This is a genomic window from Streptococcus gallolyticus subsp. gallolyticus DSM 16831, assembly GCF_002000985.1.
GTDB classification, from domain to species: Bacteria; Bacillota; Bacilli; order Lactobacillales; family Streptococcaceae; genus Streptococcus; species Streptococcus gallolyticus.
Genome location: NZ_CP018822.1, coordinates 1,211,706 through 1,230,880 on the forward strand (window position 1 = coordinate 1,211,706; position 19,175 = coordinate 1,230,880).

At 38.5% G+C, this 19,175-nt stretch carries 19 protein-coding genes; 5 read left to right on the forward strand and 14 right to left on the reverse strand.

What is annotated here, in order from left to right; genetic code table 11:
• Positions 1-64: 64 nt before the first annotated feature.
• The 6 genes from BTR42_RS06135 to BTR42_RS06155 all read right to left on the reverse strand — a co-directional run bounded on the left by BTR42_RS06135 (position 65) and on the right by BTR42_RS06155 (position 4,024).
• Positions 65-382 (reverse strand): hypothetical protein, encoded by a 318-nt coding sequence (locus BTR42_RS06135; RefSeq protein WP_077496864.1) that lies wholly within the window; start codon positions 380-382, stop codon positions 65-67.
• Positions 366-554, reverse strand: coding sequence for a hypothetical protein (locus tag BTR42_RS06140; protein WP_077496866.1), 189 nt, complete (start codon positions 552-554; stop codon positions 366-368). The genes BTR42_RS06135 and BTR42_RS06140 overlap by 17 nt, the downstream gene beginning before the upstream one ends.
• A gap of 4 nt (positions 555-558) precedes the next feature.
• A complete protein-coding gene (locus BTR42_RS12670) occupies positions 559-708 on the reverse strand; it encodes a hypothetical protein (protein WP_014294551.1) in 150 nt (49 codons plus the stop codon).
• A gap of 196 nt (positions 709-904) precedes the next feature.
• On the reverse strand, positions 905-2,443 hold the full coding sequence (locus BTR42_RS06145) for an ABC-F family ATP-binding cassette domain-containing protein (protein WP_077496868.1): 1,539 nt from the start codon (positions 2,441-2,443) through the stop codon (positions 905-907).
• Positions 2,444-2,612: 169 nt separating this feature from the next.
• Positions 2,613-3,167, reverse strand: coding sequence for an ECF transporter S component (locus tag BTR42_RS06150; RefSeq protein ID WP_077496870.1), 555 nt, complete (start codon positions 3,165-3,167; stop codon positions 2,613-2,615).
• Positions 3,164-4,024, reverse strand: coding sequence for a pyridoxamine kinase (locus BTR42_RS06155; RefSeq protein WP_077496872.1), 861 nt, complete (start codon positions 4,022-4,024; stop codon positions 3,164-3,166). The genes BTR42_RS06150 and BTR42_RS06155 overlap by 4 nt, the downstream gene beginning before the upstream one ends.
• Before the next feature lie 125 nt (positions 4,025-4,149).
• Here BTR42_RS06155 and BTR42_RS06160 point away from each other — a divergent pair, with 125 nt between their 5' ends.
• Positions 4,150-5,412 carry an aminotransferase-like domain-containing protein gene (locus tag BTR42_RS06160; protein WP_077496874.1) on the forward strand — a complete coding sequence of 421 codons (1,263 nt, stop codon included), beginning with the start codon at positions 4,150-4,152 and terminating at the stop codon, positions 5,410-5,412.
• An 80-nt stretch (positions 5,413-5,492) separates the two neighbouring features.
• Here the strand turns inward: BTR42_RS06160 and dapA are convergent, their stop codons facing one another.
• From dapA to BTR42_RS06200, 8 genes are all read right to left on the reverse strand, one after another.
• Positions 5,493-6,428: a 4-hydroxy-tetrahydrodipicolinate synthase gene (dapA, locus tag BTR42_RS06165; RefSeq protein WP_009854220.1), complete on the reverse strand. Its 936-nt coding sequence runs from the start codon at positions 6,426-6,428 to the stop codon at positions 5,493-5,495.
• A gap of 102 nt (positions 6,429-6,530) precedes the next feature.
• Positions 6,531-7,607 (reverse strand): aspartate-semialdehyde dehydrogenase, encoded by a 1,077-nt coding sequence (locus BTR42_RS06170; protein ID WP_077496875.1) that lies wholly within the window; start codon positions 7,605-7,607, stop codon positions 6,531-6,533.
• Between the two features lie 337 nt (positions 7,608-7,944).
• Entirely contained in the window at positions 7,945-9,537 is a 1,593-nt protein-coding gene (cls, locus tag BTR42_RS06175; RefSeq protein ID WP_174564815.1) for a cardiolipin synthase, read from the reverse strand.
• A 109-nt stretch (positions 9,538-9,646) separates the two neighbouring features.
• Complete coding sequence (locus BTR42_RS06180; RefSeq protein WP_009854223.1) at positions 9,647-11,317, reverse strand: formate--tetrahydrofolate ligase; 1,671 nt, start codon at positions 11,315-11,317, stop codon at positions 9,647-9,649.
• A 133-nt stretch (positions 11,318-11,450) separates the two neighbouring features.
• The gene (locus BTR42_RS06185; protein WP_077496877.1) at positions 11,451-12,458 is read right to left on the reverse strand and encodes a bifunctional glycosyltransferase family 2/GtrA family protein; all 1,008 of its coding nucleotides are present in this window, start codon (positions 12,456-12,458) and stop codon (positions 11,451-11,453) included.
• A gap of 40 nt (positions 12,459-12,498) precedes the next feature.
• Positions 12,499-13,731: a carbohydrate-binding domain-containing protein gene (locus tag BTR42_RS06190; protein WP_009854225.1), complete on the reverse strand. Its 1,233-nt coding sequence runs from the start codon at positions 13,729-13,731 to the stop codon at positions 12,499-12,501.
• Between the two features lie 33 nt (positions 13,732-13,764).
• Complete coding sequence (locus BTR42_RS06195) at positions 13,765-14,157, reverse strand: hypothetical protein (protein WP_012961980.1); 393 nt, start codon at positions 14,155-14,157, stop codon at positions 13,765-13,767.
• Positions 14,138-15,046: a phosphodiester glycosidase family protein gene (locus BTR42_RS06200; RefSeq protein ID WP_009854227.1), complete on the reverse strand. Its 909-nt coding sequence runs from the start codon at positions 15,044-15,046 to the stop codon at positions 14,138-14,140. Before BTR42_RS06200 ends, BTR42_RS06195 begins: the two co-directional genes overlap by 20 nt.
• Before the next feature lie 145 nt (positions 15,047-15,191).
• Between BTR42_RS06200 and BTR42_RS06205 the strand changes: the two genes are divergently transcribed.
• From BTR42_RS06205 to BTR42_RS06220, 4 genes are all read left to right on the forward strand, one after another.
• Positions 15,192-15,878: a phosphopantothenate--cysteine ligase gene (locus tag BTR42_RS06205; RefSeq protein WP_077496879.1), complete on the forward strand. Its 687-nt coding sequence runs from the start codon at positions 15,192-15,194 to the stop codon at positions 15,876-15,878.
• On the forward strand, positions 15,871-16,416 hold the full coding sequence (gene coaC / locus BTR42_RS06210) for a phosphopantothenoylcysteine decarboxylase (protein ID WP_077496881.1): 546 nt from the start codon (positions 15,871-15,873) through the stop codon (positions 16,414-16,416). The genes BTR42_RS06205 and coaC overlap by 8 nt, the downstream gene beginning before the upstream one ends.
• A 111-nt stretch (positions 16,417-16,527) precedes the next feature.
• Positions 16,528-17,100 (forward strand): ECF transporter S component, encoded by a 573-nt coding sequence (locus BTR42_RS06215; RefSeq protein WP_009854230.1) that lies wholly within the window; start codon positions 16,528-16,530, stop codon positions 17,098-17,100.
• A gap of 242 nt (positions 17,101-17,342) precedes the next feature.
• The gene (locus BTR42_RS06220) at positions 17,343-19,058 is read left to right on the forward strand and encodes a phospho-sugar mutase (protein ID WP_077496883.1); all 1,716 of its coding nucleotides are present in this window, start codon (positions 17,343-17,345) and stop codon (positions 19,056-19,058) included.
• Positions 19,059-19,175: the final 117 nt, after the last annotated feature.

Consider the following 19,175-nt stretch of genomic DNA (forward strand, 5'->3'; position numbering starts at 1 on the left):
ACAGTACGAAAGCCATAGGAATAACACCAATTTTCGATGTTTCAGAATAAACGTAATTGGATTATTAATCAATGGTTTGATAGTTCCTTTCAAACGTTTTTTCGGATATTACGCGATGATTAGTAATATCAAGATAATCACCGATATAACCCAGTTCATACATACCATATCCTGCAAAGCCGCCTCCAAGACTTCCTACTACTCCTGTTTTTAGATTTTCAGTAGTCGAAGGATTAAGCCCTGCCATTAAAATACGAAGATGGTTGTCTAACCAATGCAAGTAACCTTTAGCAAAAGCGTCTTTTACCCAATCAGGCTGTGCAGATTTATCTTGACTGATTTGCCAGACGGTAGCAACTTTCCCTTTATAAAGAGCTTTCATTATCGCTCCTCCTTTCTTTTTTAACAGCTGTAAAAAATAAAATTGAAAAACCGATTAACCCAATACTGTTTAATATTAATTTCAGAGTGGATAATTCTTTTTGAAAATTAAGTAGGCACAAAATGAGAAAAAATAATGTCAAAAAAATAGCTGTTTGTGTTGATTTTTTCATCGTATTACCTTCCTTCCTTTGCTTCAAAAATAGCTTTCACAAGAACCAACGTTGAAACGACCAAAAATAATCTGACGAGTGTTCCCGTTGTTGATATAATGGCTCGTATGCCAAATGCCAGAAAAATACCAGCAGCGATTAATTTTCTGAGCAAGATAACCCCCTTTTAAATCATATAACAAATCTAGTATTAAAATACTAAATCTAATTAATATCTATTTTTTTGTTTATTATACCAATTTTAGCGAGCAACTCATCACCCAAGTCGTAAAATGTCATTTTTTAGTCGCGAATGGGAGAATTTGTTCAGAAAATCAAAAAAAGAGACGCAATGTCTCTTTTTTTATATGTTACATAAGTTCGTTAAAGTCCCAGACTTCTGTCCAACCTTCGTAAAAATCAGGTTCGTGACAAACCATGAGAATGCTTCCTTTGTAGGCTTTTAGGGCACGTTTGAGTTCTTCTTTGGCATCAACGTCCAAGTGGTTGGTTGGTTCGTCAAGGACAAGAACGTTATTTTCACGATTCATTAATAAACAGAAGCGAACTTTGGCTTGTTCACCACCTGAGAGCACCTGAATTTGACTTTCAATGTGTTTTGAAGTCAATCCACAACGTGCAAGTGCTGCACGGACTTCTGCTTGATTGAGCGCTGGGAAAGCATCCCAAACAGCTTCCAGCGGCGTTTGACGATTTCCTGCTACGACTTCTTGTTCAAAATAACCAAGTTCAATGTAATCGCCACGTTCAACACTACCTGAAATTGGCGGGATAATACCAAGCAAGCTTTTCAGCAAAGTCGTTTTACCGATACCATTGGCACCAATGATAGCCACTTTCTGATTGCGCTCAAAAGTGAGATTGAGTGGTTTTGTCAATGGGTGGTCATAACCAATTTCTAAATCTTGTGTCTGGAAGATGAAACGGCTTGGTGTACGTGACTCTTTAAATTCAAAAGAGGGTTTCGGTTTTTCAGATTGTAATTCGATGCGTTCCATCTTATCCAATTTTTTCTGACGTGACATTGCCATATTACGTGTTGCAACACGCGCCTTGTTACGATTAACAAAATCTTGCAAGTCTGCGATTTCTTTCTGTTGACGTTCATAAGCTGCTTCTAATTGTGCTTTTTTCATGGTATAAACAGCTTGGAAATTATCATAATCACCAGTATAACGCACCAAATCATGATTTTCCACATGATAAACGATATTGATAACATCATTTAAGAATGGAATGTCATGTGAAATCAAGACAAAGGCATTCTCGTAGTTCTGTAAATAACGTTTCAACCATTCGATGTGTTCGGCATCAAGGTAGTTGGTCGGTTCGTCCAAAAGTAAGATATCTGGCTTTTCAAGCAACAGTTTTGCCAATAACACCTTGGTACGTTGCCCACCAGAAAGTTCGGTAACATCAGAATCCATACCGAAATCCATCACACCAAGGGCACGCGCGACTTCATCGATTTTAGCGTCTAGGGTGTAAAAATCACGTGATTCCAGACGGTCTTGTAGTTCCCCTACTTCTTCCATCAAAGCGTCCATATCAGCGCCATCATCCGCCATAGACATATAAATCTCGTTGATACGTGCTTCTGTCTTGAAAAGCTCATCAAAAGCTGTTCGCAAAACGTCACGCACGCTCATTCCTGCCTCAAGAACCGTGTGTTGATCCAAATAACCAGCCGTTACGTATTTTGACCACTCTACTTTTCCCTCATCTGGCTGCAAATGACCAGTAACAATGCTCATAAAGGTTGATTTTCCTTCACCATTGGCTCCGACAAGACCGATATGCTCCCCTTTTAACAGACGAAATGAGACATCCTCAAAAATCGTGCGCTCATCAAAACCATGACTTAAATGTTTAACTTCTAAAATACTCATTACTTATATACTTTCATTCGTTTTTTATTGAAAATAGCTGCGCTAGCAGCCTAATTTTTAAATAATCTTTTCAATTATAGCATGAGTTTAAAGCCTAAATCAATGCTTTCTTTTATGAAAACGTTGATTTTCAGTAAGTAAAAAAGCTCTTGTTCAAGAGCTTGAAAAATCATTCAGAAATGGTTTTGGGTTGTGCGTGATGTGAAAAGATTTGTTTGAGAATTGGGTAGAGAATTGGAACAGAGATAATCGTTACCAGAGCTGACCCGAATGTGCCACCGATTTTAACCAAGGCTGCTAGGAAAGCGACTTGAAACTGGAGACCACCGACAATGCTATTGATAATCGTGTATTTGACAAGATTACTAATAATTTTTGTTATCGCTGCAACTATCCCAACAATGATAACGTTGCGCGTTTTATCATCAGAGTGCATTAATTTTTCAAACACAAAATGAAGAACCAGACAAACTATCAAAGACTCTAATATGGTAATCCAAACTTCTGCAGCGTATCCATTTAACACATCGAATAAACCTAGTCCGATAGCTGCTACTAGCGCACCTAATCGTGAACCGTAAAGTAAAACAGCAACAACCACTAAAGCATTTCCGAAATGGACAAATTGAGCTCCAAGAGGAATACGCAAAAATTGGACACTGATGAAAATTAAAGCCGCATATAAGCTTAATTCGACAAGTTGACGTGTAGTGAGATGTTTCATTCTTTTTCCTCCTTCAAGCGCTTCATTTGAATGGCTAAATCCAACAAATAAGGTTCATAACAAAGTCCTAATTTCAAATCTCGTTTCAACTCTAAAGTCAATTGCAAGGTTTTATCAATAAAATCAAGCGCTACTTCTGCTGTTTTATCCAACGATAAGCCATGAAAATAACCAGCTCCCAAAACAGCACACAATAAATCACCTGTTCCAAAAAAATGGTGCGGATAAGCTTTAGACATATGATAAGTGATGCTGCCGCTCTGTTGATTGAAATGTGCTAATCCGATTTGCCCTGTTTCAAAAGAAACACCCGTTAAAATCACGTGCTTATTATGAAATTTTTTAAGCCTTAAAAGCAATTCTTCAATATCTTTTCTTGTATAATCTTCACCGAGATAAGGAACATCTGCTAGTAAACAAGCTTCAGTAATGTTTGGCGTAATGACATCAGCATTCTGACAAAATTGCTGCATGACGGTCACAAAATCTTGCTGATAGCCTGCATACAAACGCCCATTGTCAGCCATGATAGGGTCAACAAAACGTGCCAGTTTTCTTTGTTTAGCAAATTCTGCTATTTGATGCAATTGTTTTTGAGAGTTGAAATAACCAGTCATCAAGCCATCAACAGAAAAATTTATGGTATTCCACTGGGTTAAAAAGCCTGTTGTCGCTTGATTCAATTCTATAATGCTAATATTTTCAAAACCACCTGTATGCGACGATAAAAGCACTGTTGGCAACGGAATGACCTCGATCTGACAAGCTGACAAAACAGGTAAAGCCGTTGACAAGGCGACCTTACCCAAACCGACAATATCATTGGCAACGATAACTGACTTTGTAGGATTCTTCATAAAAAGCAACTTTCTAATCTTTTCTCTAAAATAGCGATATCTTTAGATTAAGAGATTAAAAATATTGTAAGAAAATTCAATTTATAATACAATAGAAACAATTAAAAACTGTACGGGGACAGTCTATGACAAGTAAATATCAAGAAATCATGACGGCTATTGTAGAACAAATTGAATCTGGAATCTTAAAAAAAGGAGATAAAATCCCTTCAATTCGTACCCTTAGTCAAAGCTATCATTGTAGCAAAGACACGGTACAACGGGCACTCTTGGAACTCAAATTTAAAAATTACATCTATGCTGTTAACAAGAGCGGTTATTATGTTCTTGAAGGCAAAAGTCAAAAAGAAGAGCCGCTTAATTTGAGTTTGACAGAATATAATAACATGGCGTACGAGAATTTCACGACGTGTTTGACAGAAACGTTAGTTAATCGCGAAAATTACCTTTTTAACTACTACTATCAACAACAAGGGTTGCAAGAATTGATTCTATCCTTAAAAAACTACTTGGAAAAAGGGGCTATTTATGCTAAGGAAAACGATATTTTAGTCACTTCAGGAACCCAACAAGCGCTTTATATTCTTTCACAAGTTTCATTTCCAAATAAAAAGACAACGATTCTCTTAGAACAGCCGACTTATCACCGTATGATTGATTTGGTGGCTTCACAAAATCTTCCTTACCAGACGATTGAGCGTGATTTTAACGGTATTGATTTGACCGCATTAGAACGATTGTTTAAAACGCAAGACATCAAGTTTTTCTACACGATTTCACGATTTTCAAACCCGCTCGGACTATCTTATACCCCAGCTGAAAAGCAAAAAATTGTAGAATTAGCTCAAAAATATGACGTTTACATCATCGAAGATGATTACATGGGAGATTTCACGAAATCAACGGATTTGCCCTTGCATTATTATGATACGTCAGGTCATGTTATCTACTTAAAATCATTTTCAATGACCATTTTTCCAGCTTTGCGTCTTGGGACAATTGTGCTTCCTCAGCCATTAATGCAGGCTTTTCTGGAGCACAAAAAAATGATTGACTATGACACCAATCTCATTATGCAAAAAGCCTTGTCTCTCTATTTGGATAGTGGCATGTTTGAAAAAAATCTGAATTATCTGAGTCAGGTATTTCATGAACAAGTCGCTAAAACGACCGTGCTTCTCTCACAATTTCCAAATATTCAGCATTACAGCGCATCGCTCCAGCACCTTCTGATTGAATTGCCACAAGATAGACATTTAGGAGAACTCAAATTTACCAATAAAATCAATTATTTAGAAAATAGTTATCTGACAACTCCTCAAAAGCGTTTTATCCAAATTCCAAATGATAATCATCTATCAGAAACGCTAAATATTATTGCAAAATAATCTATTCAGTAAACAGTTTAAGTTCTGATAATGCAAAGAATCCCCAGAAATTTAGCTTTCTGAGGATTTTTATGTTTACATTAATAATCTGGACGCAAAACGCCTGTGACTGTTTCTTTGGTAGCTTCAACATCACCGTCAATAACAACGTCGATAATGCGTTTTGCATCTTCTGGTGGGCATGATACCAATGGTAAACGCAATGGACCAGTTTCAAATCCAAGGTAATTCAACACCGCTTTGACTGGTGCAGGACTAGGATAAGAGAACAATGCATTGACTTTTGGAATGAATTGACGTTGGATAGCTGCCGCTTTTTTAATATCGCTGTTTTCAATCGCTGTAAGCATTTCGTGCATTTCGTCACCGTTAACGTGAGAGGCAACAGAAATAACACCGTCAGCCCCAAGATTCATCGCATGGAAAGCGTCGCCGTCCTCACCTGTATAAATCAGGAAATCATCAGGCTTATGCTCGATAAGGTAAGCCATATTAGCAAGGCTTGTACATTCTTTCACACCAATAATATTTGGGTGTTCAGCCAAACGCAACATGGTTTCTGGTGTCATTTCAACAACAACACGACCAGGGATATTATAAATGATAATTGGAAGCTCGCTCGCATCGGCAATTGCTTTAAAATGTTGATACATACCTTCTTGAGACGGTTTGTTATAATAAGGAACAATAGCAAGACCAGCAGCAAAGCCACCAAATGCAGCTACTTCGCGCGCAAATTCGATAGAATCACGTGTGTCATTTGTACCAACACCAGCGATTAACGGCACACGACCATTAACGATTTTTTGAACAGCAGCGAAAAGCTCTAATTCTTCATCGTGGGTTAGTGTTGGACTTTCAGCAGTTGTTCCCGCTAACAAGATTCCGTCAGTGTGGTGAGCAAGCAAATGTTCAACAAGTTTTGGCAGAGCATCAAAATTAATTGAGCCGTCGGCATTAAATGGGGTAATCATCGCAGTGATGATTTTTACATTTCTTAAATCTTCAATAGCCATAGTAATCTCCTATTCTGTTAATTGTGTGAGATTTAGGGATTTGTTTACAGTAAATATGCTCAAAGACCAGTCTCCTAGGAAACTGGCTTGAGTTATTTATGATTATTTGAGTTCAAATTTAAGTTCTTTAGTTGGGTGTACAAGACCACGTTCATGGAGAGTTTCAGCAATTTGAACAGAATTCCATGCTGCACCTTTAAGAAGGTTGTCTGAAACAACCCACATATGGATACCATTTTCAACGTCTAAGTCTTTACGGATACGACCAACGAATGTTTCGCGTTTGCCAACAGCATTAGCAGCTTGTGGGTAAACTTGATTAGCAACATCATCTTCAAGGACAGCTCCTGGGAAGGCAGCAATTGCCGCTTTAACTTCTTCAATTGGTGCTACTTCTTTTGTTTCGATGTAAACAGATTCGGAATGAGAGAAAAGAACTGGCACACGAACACAAGTTGCAGAAACTGGAAGGTCTGGTTCTTCCATAATTTTCTTCGTTTCGTTTGTCATTTTCATTTCTTCGTAAGTGTAGTCATTGTTAGTAAAGACATCAATTTGCGCAAGAGCGTTAAATGCGATTGGGAAGTGTTTCTTATCACCACCGCATGGCAAAATATCAGCGTGAACATCTTTTGGTTCAGCACCGTCATTGACTACTTCTTTGATTTCACGAATAGTTTCGTTAATAGCTGATTGACCTGCGCCAGATACGGCTTGGTATGTTGAGACGATAATACGGCTCAAGCCCCATTTTTGGCGGACAGGTTCCAAAGCAACCATCATTTGGATAGTTGAACAGTTTGGACAAGCAATGATACCGTTGTGAGCATCCAAAGCGTGAGCATTGACTTCAGGTACGACAAGTGGCACATCTGGATTTTGACGGAAATATGATGTGTTATCGACAACAACTGCTCCTGCTTTAACAGCATATGGAGCGAATTTTGCTGACACAGAACCACCTGCAGAGAAAAGAGCAATATCAACGCCTTCAAATGAATCTTCGGTTGTCAATTCAACAGTAACATCTTGTCCCTTATACTTCAATACTTTTCCAGCAGAACGTGAAGATGACAAAAGACGTACTTTGTCAATAGGGAGTGTTGATTGTTCTAATTGTTGAATCATGCGAGTTCCAACGGCGCCTGTGGCACCAACGACAGCGACTGTATAGCCCATTTCAATACCTCTTCCTGAAAAATAGTGTACTATTCTCAATTTTCTAAAAAATTATAGTAGATACATTATACAATTTTTTGAGGTAAAAGAAAAGACTGAATTTTACTTAATTTTAAAAATATTTTGACAACAAAAAAATCCCTACCAAAAAGTAGGGAAACGAGGCACTCAAACGAGTGTGACAAAAAGGTTCACACAAATTGTCAAAGTCCGCTCCTGCGTTTCTAGTCGAACTAGAATGACCTCCTCTGCGCAAATAAACTCTCAAATTGAGTTAATTCGGCTCATCGCATGCAACTAGTATATCACAGATAGTAAGATTTGCAAAGAGTTACTCCTACATCAACGGTGCGATGGTTTTGACAAGGAGTCCGATGATTTTTTCGTGTGCTGGGCGGTTGTTAACCATTTCAGGGGTAACACGTTTGCAGTCTTTTAGAGTTTGCATACAGTCCTTATAAATATCTTGAATGGCATCAACTTTGTACATATAGGTAGCACATTCAAAATGGTGATACAAACTACGGTAATCAAGGTTAATTGTCCCAACAACAGCCTTGCTATCATCGCTAATAAAGACTTTAGCATGAACAAAACCTGGTTTATAAAGGTAAATTTTAACACCAGAGCGCATGAGTTTGCTGAAATAAGTCTTAGCTAGAGCATATGGAATTGGTTTGTCAGGAATTCCTGGCATAATAATTCGGACATCTACACCACGTTCAGCTGCAAAGCAGATAGCATGCTCCATTTCACTATCCAAAATCAGGTAAGGTGTCATGATATAAACGTAATCTCTGGCGTGATTGAGGATGTCGATATAAACATTTTCTCCTACTTTATCGGTATCCAAAGGAGAATCTCCGTAAGGAATGACATAGCCGTTGGCACGCCTTGATTTATCATGTTCAACTAGATAAGGTTCAATAACCAATTCTTTTTCGGTTACAGACCACATTTGCAAGAAAAGCACGACAAAACTGTTAACAGCTTCGCCCTCAAGCATGATTGCAGTATCTTTCCAATGACCAAAACGTTCTAATTTATTAATGTATTCATCTGCCAAATTCACGCCACCTGTGAAGCCGACTTTACCGTCGATAACAATGATTTTTCGGTGGTCACGGTAATTATAATAAGTCGAGATAAATGGTGAAATCGGTGAAAATGCCTTTGCTTGAATTCCTAGTTTTTTCAAACGTTGTGTGTAGTCAAAAGACAAGGTTGAAAATTCAATCATGCCGTCATAAAGAACACGAACTTCAACGCCTTCTTTCACTTTTTGCTCGAGAATACTAAGAATTTCCCCCCACATAACTCCTTCAGCGATGATGAAAAATTCCATAAAAATGTACTTTTCGGCTTTAAGTAGCTGTTTTTTTAATTCTTCAAAAAAAGCTTCGCCAATCGGAAAATAAGTGACCTCTGTATTTTGATAAGCTGGGAAATTTCCACGGCTGCGGTCAAAATATTGTACCAAATGATAGGTCGTCGATGTGTTACCTTTTAAAACTTTCAAAATCTCTTGATTGTCTGGCAAATATTTAGCACTGCTATCAACCAATTCGTTCATTCGTTGCTTGAGCCCACGATAGCCCCAGTCAAGTTTAGTGTAAATGAGAAAAAGTGACCCCAATAATGGCGCAATCATAACCAAAATCAGCCATGTGACGCGCGAGAGAGCATCCATTTCACTATTTACCAAATACAAAACAGCTGTAATAGCCAAAGCACGCTCGATAATTTCCATCCAAATGCGGTATTGATCAAGCCAAGCAAAGGAAGCTATCAAGAAAAATAGTTGCAGTATCAAGAGAACAGAAATAACGGTTGTTCGACTAAAAATCCCTCGAAGAAAACTACGTCGGCTCTTGTCCAACAAGCGCATAGCCTTATCTTTGTTTTTATTTTCGATAATCATAACCTCCATGTTCATCTGTTCTTGTTAACCATTATATCATATTTTCCACCTCGTTTTCCTATTGAAAAACCAGAACTAAAAAAAGCCAACCGAGGTTGACTTTTTGACTATGTTGATTTTAGAATAATCCGATAGCTGTGCCGTCTTCAGCGACGTCCATGTTAAGTGCAGCTGGTTTTTTAGGTAAACCAGGCATTGTCATCACATCACCTGTGAGAGCGACAATGAAGCCTGCACCAGTTTTTGGTACAAATTCTCGGATTGTGATATCAAAGCCTTCTGGTGCTCCGAGGAGTGCTTGGTTATCAGAGAAGCTGTATTGTGTTTTAGCCATACAAACTGGCAATTTATCCCAGCCGAATTGGGCAAATTGTTTTAATTGTGTTTTGGCTTTCTTGCCAAAGATAACTTTGTCACCGCCATAGATTTCAGTCACGATTTTAGTGACTTTTTCTTCAAGAGAATCTTCATCTGAATAAAGACGTTTGTAATCGGCATTACCATTTTCAACAGCATTAACAACAGCATTGGCAAGGTCGATACCGCCGTCAGCCCCATTTGCCCAAACGCTAGCAAGTTCTACTGGAACGTCGATTTCAGCGCAAAGTTCTTTAAGCGCAGCAATTTCAGCTTCAGTATCTGCGACAAATTCATTGATTGCTACGACTGCTGGTACGCCAAATTTACGAACATTTTCAACGTGACGTTTAAGGTTAGCAAATCCAGTGCGAACCGCTTCAACATTTTCTTCACCAAGATCTGTTTTAGCTACGCCACCATGCATTTTAAGGGCACGAATTGTAGCAACAATAACAACCGCATCTGGTGTTGTTGGAAGATTTGGTGTTTTGATATCAAGGAATTTTTCAGCACCAAGGTCAGCACCAAACCCTGCTTCTGTGATTGTGTAATCAGCTAAGCGAAGCGCTGTTGCTGTTGCAAGAACTGAGTTACAACCATGAGCAATGTTGGCAAATGGTCCGCCGTGAACAAAAGCTGGTGTTCCGTAGATCGTTTGAACAAGGTTTGGTTTGATAGCGTCTTTAAGGATAAGTGTCAAAGCACCTTCGACTTTAAGATCACGAACGTAAACTGGTGTACGGTCATAACGGTAAGCAACCACGATATTTGCCAAACGTTCTTTCAAATCGTTGATATCAGTTGCTAAGCACAAGATTGCCATGATTTCTGAGGCAACAGTGATGTCAAAGCCGTCTTCACGTGGAATACCGTTAACAGGGCTGCCAAGACCAATTGTGACATGACGAAGGGCGCGGTCATTGAGGTCAACAACACGTTTCCAAATAATACGACGTTGGTCAATGCCAAGCTCGTTTCCTTGATGAAGGTGATTATCGATAATTGCTGAAAGGGCATTATTTGCCGTCGTAATCGCATGCATATCACCCGTAAAGTGGAGGTTAATATCTTCCATTGGAAGAACTTGGGCGTAACCACCACCTGCTGCTCCACCTTTGATTCCCATGACAGGACCAAGAGATGGTTCACGCAAAGCAAGCATAGTTTTTTTGCCGATTTTATTTAAAGCATCAGCAAGACCGATTGACATTGTTGATTTTCCTTCACCTGCCGGTGTTGGGTTAATCGCTGTTACAAGAACCAATTTACCTGGTTTGTTTTCTTGAACAGATTTGATTTTATCGAAAGATAATTTGGCTTTGTATTTACCATAAAGTTCAATATCATCAAATGTAATACCGACTTTTTCAACAACTTCTGTGATTGGTTTGAGTTCGACACTTTGTGCAATTTCGATATCAGATTTCACGGGATTCTCCTCTAGTTAGTTAATGATTAATAAAAATATTATAACATACTTTTTCAAAAACGCACGTTATTTCTTAGAATAAATATTAATGTTCGTGTTTTATGTTTATGAAATTTAGAAAAATAATTTTAAATTAATTGAAAATAAATTTTCGTTGAACACGATAACTTAGGATAAAGAGGATTGTCTCGGTCAAAAGTTTTGAGAGAATTAAACCAAGTCCAATGCTAATCAGAACTTTTAACATAAAATAATTACAAGTCAAAATGACAGCGACTAATAGGAAATACCGAACAATCGAGATCAAAAGTGGATTACTTCGATTGAAAACAAGATTTGCATTTAGTAAGCATTGGGTTGTTGCACTGATAAGGCGCGCTAAAATAACAGAAATTAAGAGATTTTTAGTTAAAGCGACCAGCGTAAATAATGCTAATGCATCAACTATCGCTGCCAAAATAGACGCGCCAGAGAATTTTAAAAACGGGCTGTAAATCCGAATAGAATCTTGAATTGGTCGAAAATGAGAGCTTTCGTTCCCTTCGATATAGACCGTTTCGATTGGAACTTCATGAATGTCATAGCCGCTCCGATCCGCTTCAAGCAACATATTAAATTCATACTCGAAACGTTCGCCTTTTAGCGATAACAGCCAAGGGATTAATTCTGTCGATAAACCACGTAAGCCAGTTTGAGTATCAGTAATGGCTACTCCTGTCACTAATCGGAAAAGTTGAGCGGTTACTTTATTTCCAAAACGGCTTCTAGCAGGCACTTTTCCGACAAAAGCACGCGCACCAAGGACGATGCTTTCTGGATGATGTTGCGTCGCACGTGCAACTTTGACAATATCTTTAATTAAATGTTGCCCATCACTATCAACCGTAATCATAATATCACTATTGACAGATACGGTTTGAATATGCGTAAAAGCTGTCTTGAGCGCTGCACCTTTTCCAAGATTGTTGGGGTGAATCAGCACCGTAGCCCCAAGTTGTTCAACTTGATGATAAAACGTGTCATAAGAAGCGTCGCTACCATCATTGACAACAATGATATCTGCTTGAAGTTCTTCTTTGATATCTTGCACGACTTGAACAAGCCGCTGGTCTGGTTCATAAGCTGGAATGATAATGTACATAATAGAGATTCCTTTCTTCTTGTGAACCCAAAACTATTTCTTAAAATCCACCAGGACCTCCGCCGGCACCAGGTCCACTTTCAGTAATTTCTGTTTCTGTTTCACCGTTGACAATCAAAGTGCCGCCATTGTAAGTTGCATTACCACTGAAGTCAAAGGCTGATTGTCCAGTGATATTAATTGTTCCACCGTTAACTACTAAATCACCATTTGAGTCAATACCGTCTGTGTCACCGTCTGCCATATTGATTGTAATATCCCCGCCGTTGATTGTGATGAGAACGCCATCTTGTGCTTCCATTTCGTCACCTGTAAATGCCCAGTCTGTCGCATTGATACCGTCATCTGAGGCGTTAATTGAGATAGTACCGTCGTTGATTGTGATAGTCTTACCTTCCAAACCTTCGACACATGATTGAATATCGATTGTTCCGCCGTCAATTACAAAATCATTAGAAGCGTGGATACCGTCATCACCTGCATTAATGGTAATATTTCCTGATTGAATGTAGATATTTCCTAAAGAAGTATCTTCGTCATTATCGGAATGAATAGCATCTTCGGTAGAAGTTAAATTAAGGGTTGAATTATAAATATCGATAGCGTCATTTGCCGAAATAGCATGTTTAACGGTTGATGTGATATTATACGTTCCGCCTGTAAATTTAACGTCGTCACTTCCCTTGATAGCATTGTTATAATTACCTTCGACAGTCAATGTTCCAGAACCGTTAAAGGTTAAATCGCTTTTACTGTAAATGGCTGCACTGTAATCATCTGTTGTATGTTCAGAGTCCGTCAAAGTATTCGTTGTACCGTCTGCAGATGTAATCACCACTTTATCGGCTGATGTGACTGCAATCAAAGCATCGCTTCCTGTCATTGTGACACCGTTGAGAACAATCTGAACCTTGTCAGAGTCAGCGGCAGTAACTTTGATTTGAACCCCGTCACTTTCACCTGAAACAATGTAAGTTCCTGCTTCAGAAATCGTAACTGTTGAGCCATCCACGCTAACACCGTCACCAGATACTTTGGCTGATGAATCCGATAATTTAATCGTTGATGCTGATGATTCGTCGTAGGTTGATGTTAAGTCAGTTTCAGTGAAATAATCAGTATTAGCATCTGTCGAAGTGCTTGCTGACGTTGTACTTGCTACTGTCGATGATGAACTTGACGTTGATGATGTGCTACTTGTTTGAGAACACGCGCCCAAACTTAGCAAAGTAAGCGCACATACGCTATATAATAATGTCTGTTTTGTTTTCATAAAATTCCTCAGTTCTTTTAATCCGTTGATATGTTAATGTTGTTTTTTGTCTCGGCTAAGCAATCCTATGACTAGGCTCAAACCTGAAAAAGCAAGTGCAGCCCACCAATACGGTTGGTCATAGGAACTCGTTCGTCCAGAAACTTCGATAATGCCTCTCACCAAGCAAGCACTAGCAATAATAGCTAAGCTTGAATTAAATAAAAGAAATGGTCCGCGTTTCGTTATCCAAGTCAAATTAAGACCTGATAAAAATGAGACCACTGCTCCTGCTAAAGGTGCTAGAAACATTAATCGCATGAAAATGGAAGATTCACCATAACTGAATTTTTCATAAATAATGGTAAATACAATGCAAAAAATGGTTAAGCCGAGATAAACAAGGGTTGCTCTGCCAAATGTTCGTTTAGTAACCGATGTAAACAATGTCACTCACCGCTCTTTCTTCTATTGTGTTACCACTTGTTGTTGGATTGTTAATGACTTTACCGTTGAAATACATGGTTGATGAGCCACCACCATCCAAATTATAAGCTGTCGTCACACCATAAGATTGCATCAGCTCTGCCATTTCATACAAGGTCAAGCCAGCTGATTCATCCGTACGACCGTCAGAAACAATAACGATGTAATGCAGACTACCGTCATCTGTTTCGATAATTCCGATAGCTGTTCGTGGATTTTCTGCCATAGCTTGTCCAACTTCTTCAGATTCAGAAACAGCAATTTGACCATTTGAAACAAGGGTTGGACCAAAAGCAAAGGTATTGACAACACCGCTGTCTAGTAATTCCTGCGCTGTCGTGTCACTTTCGTTAAACGTTCCAAAACTACCGTCTGAATAGATAGCTAAATCATCATAATCAGATTGTCGATTGGTGCTACGATATATCACACCGTTTTTAATCACATAACCTGACGTATTAGCGCCGTAATAATCACCGTTAATGGCAAAAATGGCATTTTTACTTGAAGCTATACTAGACGTGGTTTCTGTAATATTCGTCCCAAAAGTGTCCTGTGCTAACGCTGTTTTTAAATAATCTGCACTAGAAAGTGTAATATCTGCTACATAATACGTTGTATTGCTTGTATTTCCTGTTGTAATGGTGATGGAGATATTGTCATCTTGATATGAAGTATCTGTTGTCGTCACTTCGCCTGTTTCTGTCGATGCTGTCGTGCTACTTGTTTCTGCAGCAACTTTAGTTACCGCTGATGGTATCACAAATGTTTTCAAAAGAACATAAACATTTGCAGATAATAAAGCTGTGCTAAATAACAAAGTGTAAGCATGTTTTTTTAGAAACCTCATCGCCCCCTCCTTTCATGCAACGTAAGCTTAATTAAGCCTATCGAATTTGGCTAAAGATTTTCTGAAAAATAGCTAAAAGAAAACTTAATTCTTGATTTTGTATTAAACAATTTACGAAAAAAATGTTTTTGTGTACAATAAATCTATGAAAATCTTAATCACATCTGGTGGAACAACCGAAAAAATCGATTCTGTTCGTGGCATTACTAATCACGCAACAGGAAGTTTAGGAAAATACATTGCAGAAATATTTTTAGAAAATGGACACGAGGTGACTTTAGTAACAACCAAAGGAGCTGTCAAACCACAAAAACAACCAAATTTGACAACCTATATCGTCTCAAATGTTGACAGTTTGGTTGAAACTTTAGAGCCACTTGTCAAAACACATGACGTTTTTATTCATAGCATGGCTGTGTCTGATTACACTCCTGTCTATATGACCGATTTAGATGAGGTTGAAAATGCCGAGCATATTTCAGATTTGCTGACACAGCAAAATACCGAATCAAAAATTTCATCTAAAGCAGACTATCAAGTGCTCTTTTTAAAGAAAACACCGAAGGTTATCAGTTTGGTCAAAACATGGAATCCTGATATCATGCTGATTGGCTTTAAATTGTTGGTTAACGTCAGCAAGGATGAATTGTTTGCGGTGGCGCGTGCTAGTTTGAAGAGAAATAAAGCACACTATATCGTCGCCAATGATTTAAATGAAATCAATGGGACACAGCACCACGCTTATTTGCTCAGTGAAAACGACGTAACCGAAGCCGAAACAAAAGCTGAGCTGGCTAAATTAATTTTTGAAAGGGTGACAAATCATGACTAAAACAATCGTACTGGCTGTTTCAGGGAGCATTTCTGCCTATAAAGCAGCTGATTTAAGCAATCAGTTAACCAAATTAGGGTATCAAGTGCACGTTTTAATGACTGAAGCTGCAACGCAATTTATAACGCCACTAACATTGCAAGTTTTATCAAAAAATCCTGTTCATCTTGATGTTATGAAGGAAGACGACCCAAAAGTTGTTAATCATATTGAACTAGCAAAACAAGCCGACTTATTCGTAGTTGCTCCTGCTTCTGCTAATACAATCGCTAAATTAGCTCATGGTATCGCAGATAATATTGTCACAGCAACTGCGCTAGCTTTGCCGACAGATACTCCAAAATTGATTGCGCCAGCTATGAATACCAAGATGTATGACAATCCACTAACGCAACGCAATTTACAAATCTTGCAAGAAGTCGGTTATCAAGAAATTGAACCGCGTTCAAGCATGCTTGCCTGCGGTGATGTTGGACGTGGTGCTCTTGCTGAATTAGACGTTATCATTCAAAAAATTCAAGACACCATTGAGAACTAAAAATTAAAATCAATACTTGTCAAGACAGTTGTAAATTTGTATAATGAATTGGGCATTTGGAAAACTAAAAATTCCAGATGCTACATTTTTTCAGTCCATTTAGGAGGAATTATGAAAAAAAATAAAGCAGCAACCGATGTTGCTATTATTGCTATCTTCTTTGCTATTATGCTTGTGATAAATTTTCTAACAAGCTTAGTGTTTAACCTTTGGCCTGTTCCAATCAAGCCTACGCTCGTGCATGTTCCAGTTATTATCGCTTCTATTGTCTATGGACCACGAATTGGCGCTATCCTAGGTGGATTAATGGGGATTATGAGTGTTACCGTAAACACTCTGACATTGTTACCAACAAGTTATCTCTTTTCTCCATTTGTTGAAAACGGGAATTTTGCTTCGCTAATCATTGCTCTTGTTCCACGTATTCTAATCGGTATAACACCTTATTTTGTTTATAAATGGTTACATAATAGAACTGGACTCGTTATCGCTGGTGCGATTGGTTCGATGACAAATACCATTTTCGTTTTAGGAGGCATTTTCCTACTCTTCTCAAACGTTTATAACGGAAATATCCAAGCTCTGCTTGCTGTCGTTTTCGGAACAAATGCTATCGCTGAAATGATTATTTCTGCCATTTTAACACTTGCACTTGTTCCAAGTTTACAAAAAATTAAAAATTAACGTTGAAAATCATGGGCTAAAAAGCTTGTGATTTTTTACTTAAAGCTAGTAAAATTTTCAAGTTTTTTCACAAAAAAGTGAGTGTTTTCAAGGGTTAAACAACCGTTTGCGTAATCTTCGAAAAAATCCCTCAAAACCCTTATATATCAATATATTCACTTATCTCAAATTAGGACTAGAAAAATCTTTTACAAAGTGGTATAATGAAAGCGTTTAGAAGAACAGAGAAAAGGAGTTCCATTATGACTTACACTGAAAACTATCAAAAATGGCTTGACTTTGCGGAACTGCCTGACTATCTCCGCGAAGAATTAGTAGCCATGGATGAGAAGACCAAAGAAGACGCCTTCTACACAAACCTTGAGTTTGGTACTGCAGGTATGCGTGGTATCATTGGTGCTGGTACTAACCGCATTAACATCTACGTTGTCCGCCAAGCAACTGAAGGTTTGGCAAAACTCATCGAAACTAAAGGTGAAGACGTTAAAAAACGTGGTGTTGCGATTGCTTACGATTCTCGCCACTTCTCACCAGAATTCGCATTTGAATCTGCTCAAGTTTTAGCAAAACATGGTATTAAAGCTTATGTTTTTGAATCACTTCGTCCAACACCGGAATTGTCATTTGCAGTTCGTCATCTTGGCACATTTGCAGGTATCATGGTAACTGCTAGTCACAACCCAGCTCCATTTAACGGTTACAAAGTTTATGGTGAAGACGGTGGACAAATGCCACCAGCTGACGCTGATGCTTTGACTGACTTTATCCGTGCGATCGAAGACCCGTTTGCTATCGAATTGGCTGACCTTGAAGAAAGCAAGGCTTCTGGTCTTATCGAAGTTATCGGTGAAGCTGTCGATGCTGAATACCTTAAAGAAGTTAAAGATGTTAATATCAACCAAAAATTGATTGATGAATACGGTAAAGACATGAAGATTGTTTACACACCACTTCATGGTACTGGTGAAATGCTTGCTCGTCGCGCACTTGCTCAAGCTGGTTTTGATTCAGTTCAAGTTGTTGAAGCTCAAGCTGTTCCAGACCCAGATTTCTCTACTGTAAAATCCCCAAACCCAGAAAACCAAGAAGCTTTTGCTCTTGCTGAAGAACTTGGTCGCAAAGTTGACGCTGACGTTCTTGTCGCAACTGACCCAGACGCTGACCGTCTCGGTGTTGAAATTCGTCAAGCAGACGGTTCATACCGTAACCTTTCTGGTAACCAAATCGGTGCTATCATCGCTAAATACATTCTTGAGGCTCACAAAACAGCTGGAACTCTTCCAGAAAATGCGGCTTTGGCAAAATCAATCGTTTCAACTGAATTGGTAACAAAAATCGCTGAAAGCTACGGCGCTACAATGTTTAATGTCTTGACTGGTTTCAAATTTATCGCTGAAAAAATTCAAGAATTTGAAGAAAAACACAATCATACTTACATGTTTGGTTTCGAAGAAAGCTTCGGTTACCTCATTAAACCATTCGTACGCGATAAAGATGCCGTTCAAGCTGTTCTTATCGTTGCTGAAATCGCAGCTTACTACCGCTCACGTGGTTTGACATTGGCTGACGGTATCGAAGAAATCTACAAAGAATACGGATACTTCGCAGAAAAAACAATCTCAGTTACACTTAGCGGTGTTGATGGAGCTGCTGAAATCAAGAAAATCATGGATAAGTTCCGTGACAATGCTCCTGCACAATTCAACACAACTGACATTGCAAAAACGGAAGACTTCTTGGCTCAAACAGCCACAAGCGCAAACGGCGTTGAAAAATTGACAACTCCACCAAGCAATGTATTGAAATACACACTTGCAGATGATTCTTGGATTGCTGTTCGCCCTTCAGGTACTGAACCAAAAATCAAATTCTATATCGCTACAGTTGGTACAGACTTAGCTGATGCAGAAGCTAAAATTGCTAATATCGAAAAAGAAATCAACGATTTCGTTAAATAATCATTGATTGATTAATATCAAAACAACTCCTTCTATCATGAGGGAGTTGTTTTTACTTCATAACTATATTCATTTTAAAGTAAAAAGGATTTAAAAGAGCTTAGTTACATAATTATA

Coding starts and splice junctions, on each gene's coding strand:
- BTR42_RS06135 (WP_077496864.1), bottom strand. CDS start 382: ATGAAAGCTCTTTATAAAGGGAAAGTTGCTACCGTCTGGCAAATCAGT.
- BTR42_RS06140 (WP_077496866.1), bottom strand. CDS start 554: ATGAAAAAATCAACACAAACAGCTATTTTTTTGACATTATTTTTTCTC.
- BTR42_RS06145 (WP_077496868.1), bottom strand. CDS start 2,443: ATGAGTATTTTAGAAGTTAAACATTTAAGTCATGGTTTTGATGAGCGC.
- BTR42_RS06150 (WP_077496870.1), bottom strand. CDS start 3,167: ATGAAACATCTCACTACACGTCAACTTGTCGAATTAAGCTTATATGCG.
- BTR42_RS06155 (WP_077496872.1), bottom strand. CDS start 4,024: ATGAAGAATCCTACAAAGTCAGTTATCGTTGCCAATGATATTGTCGGT.
- BTR42_RS06160 (WP_077496874.1), top strand. CDS start 4,150: ATGACAAGTAAATATCAAGAAATCATGACGGCTATTGTAGAACAAATT.
- dapA (WP_009854220.1), bottom strand. CDS start 6,428: ATGGCTATTGAAGATTTAAGAAATGTAAAAATCATCACTGCGATGATT.
- BTR42_RS06170 (WP_077496875.1), bottom strand. CDS start 7,607: ATGGGCTATACAGTCGCTGTCGTTGGTGCCACAGGCGCCGTTGGAACT.
- cls (WP_174564815.1), bottom strand. CDS start 9,537: ATGGAGGTTATGATTATCGAAAATAAAAACAAAGATAAGGCTATGCGC.
- BTR42_RS06185 (WP_077496877.1), bottom strand. CDS start 12,458: ATGTACATTATCATTCCAGCTTATGAACCAGACCAGCGGCTTGTTCAA.
- BTR42_RS06190 (WP_009854225.1), bottom strand. CDS start 13,731: ATGAAAACAAAACAGACATTATTATATAGCGTATGTGCGCTTACTTTG.
- BTR42_RS06200 (WP_009854227.1), bottom strand. CDS start 15,046: ATGAGGTTTCTAAAAAAACATGCTTACACTTTGTTATTTAGCACAGCT.
- BTR42_RS06205 (WP_077496879.1), top strand. CDS start 15,192: ATGAAAATCTTAATCACATCTGGTGGAACAACCGAAAAAATCGATTCT.
- coaC (WP_077496881.1), top strand. CDS start 15,871: ATGACTAAAACAATCGTACTGGCTGTTTCAGGGAGCATTTCTGCCTAT.
- BTR42_RS06215 (WP_009854230.1), top strand. CDS start 16,528: ATGAAAAAAAATAAAGCAGCAACCGATGTTGCTATTATTGCTATCTTC.
- BTR42_RS06220 (WP_077496883.1), top strand. CDS start 17,343: ATGACTTACACTGAAAACTATCAAAAATGGCTTGACTTTGCGGAACTG.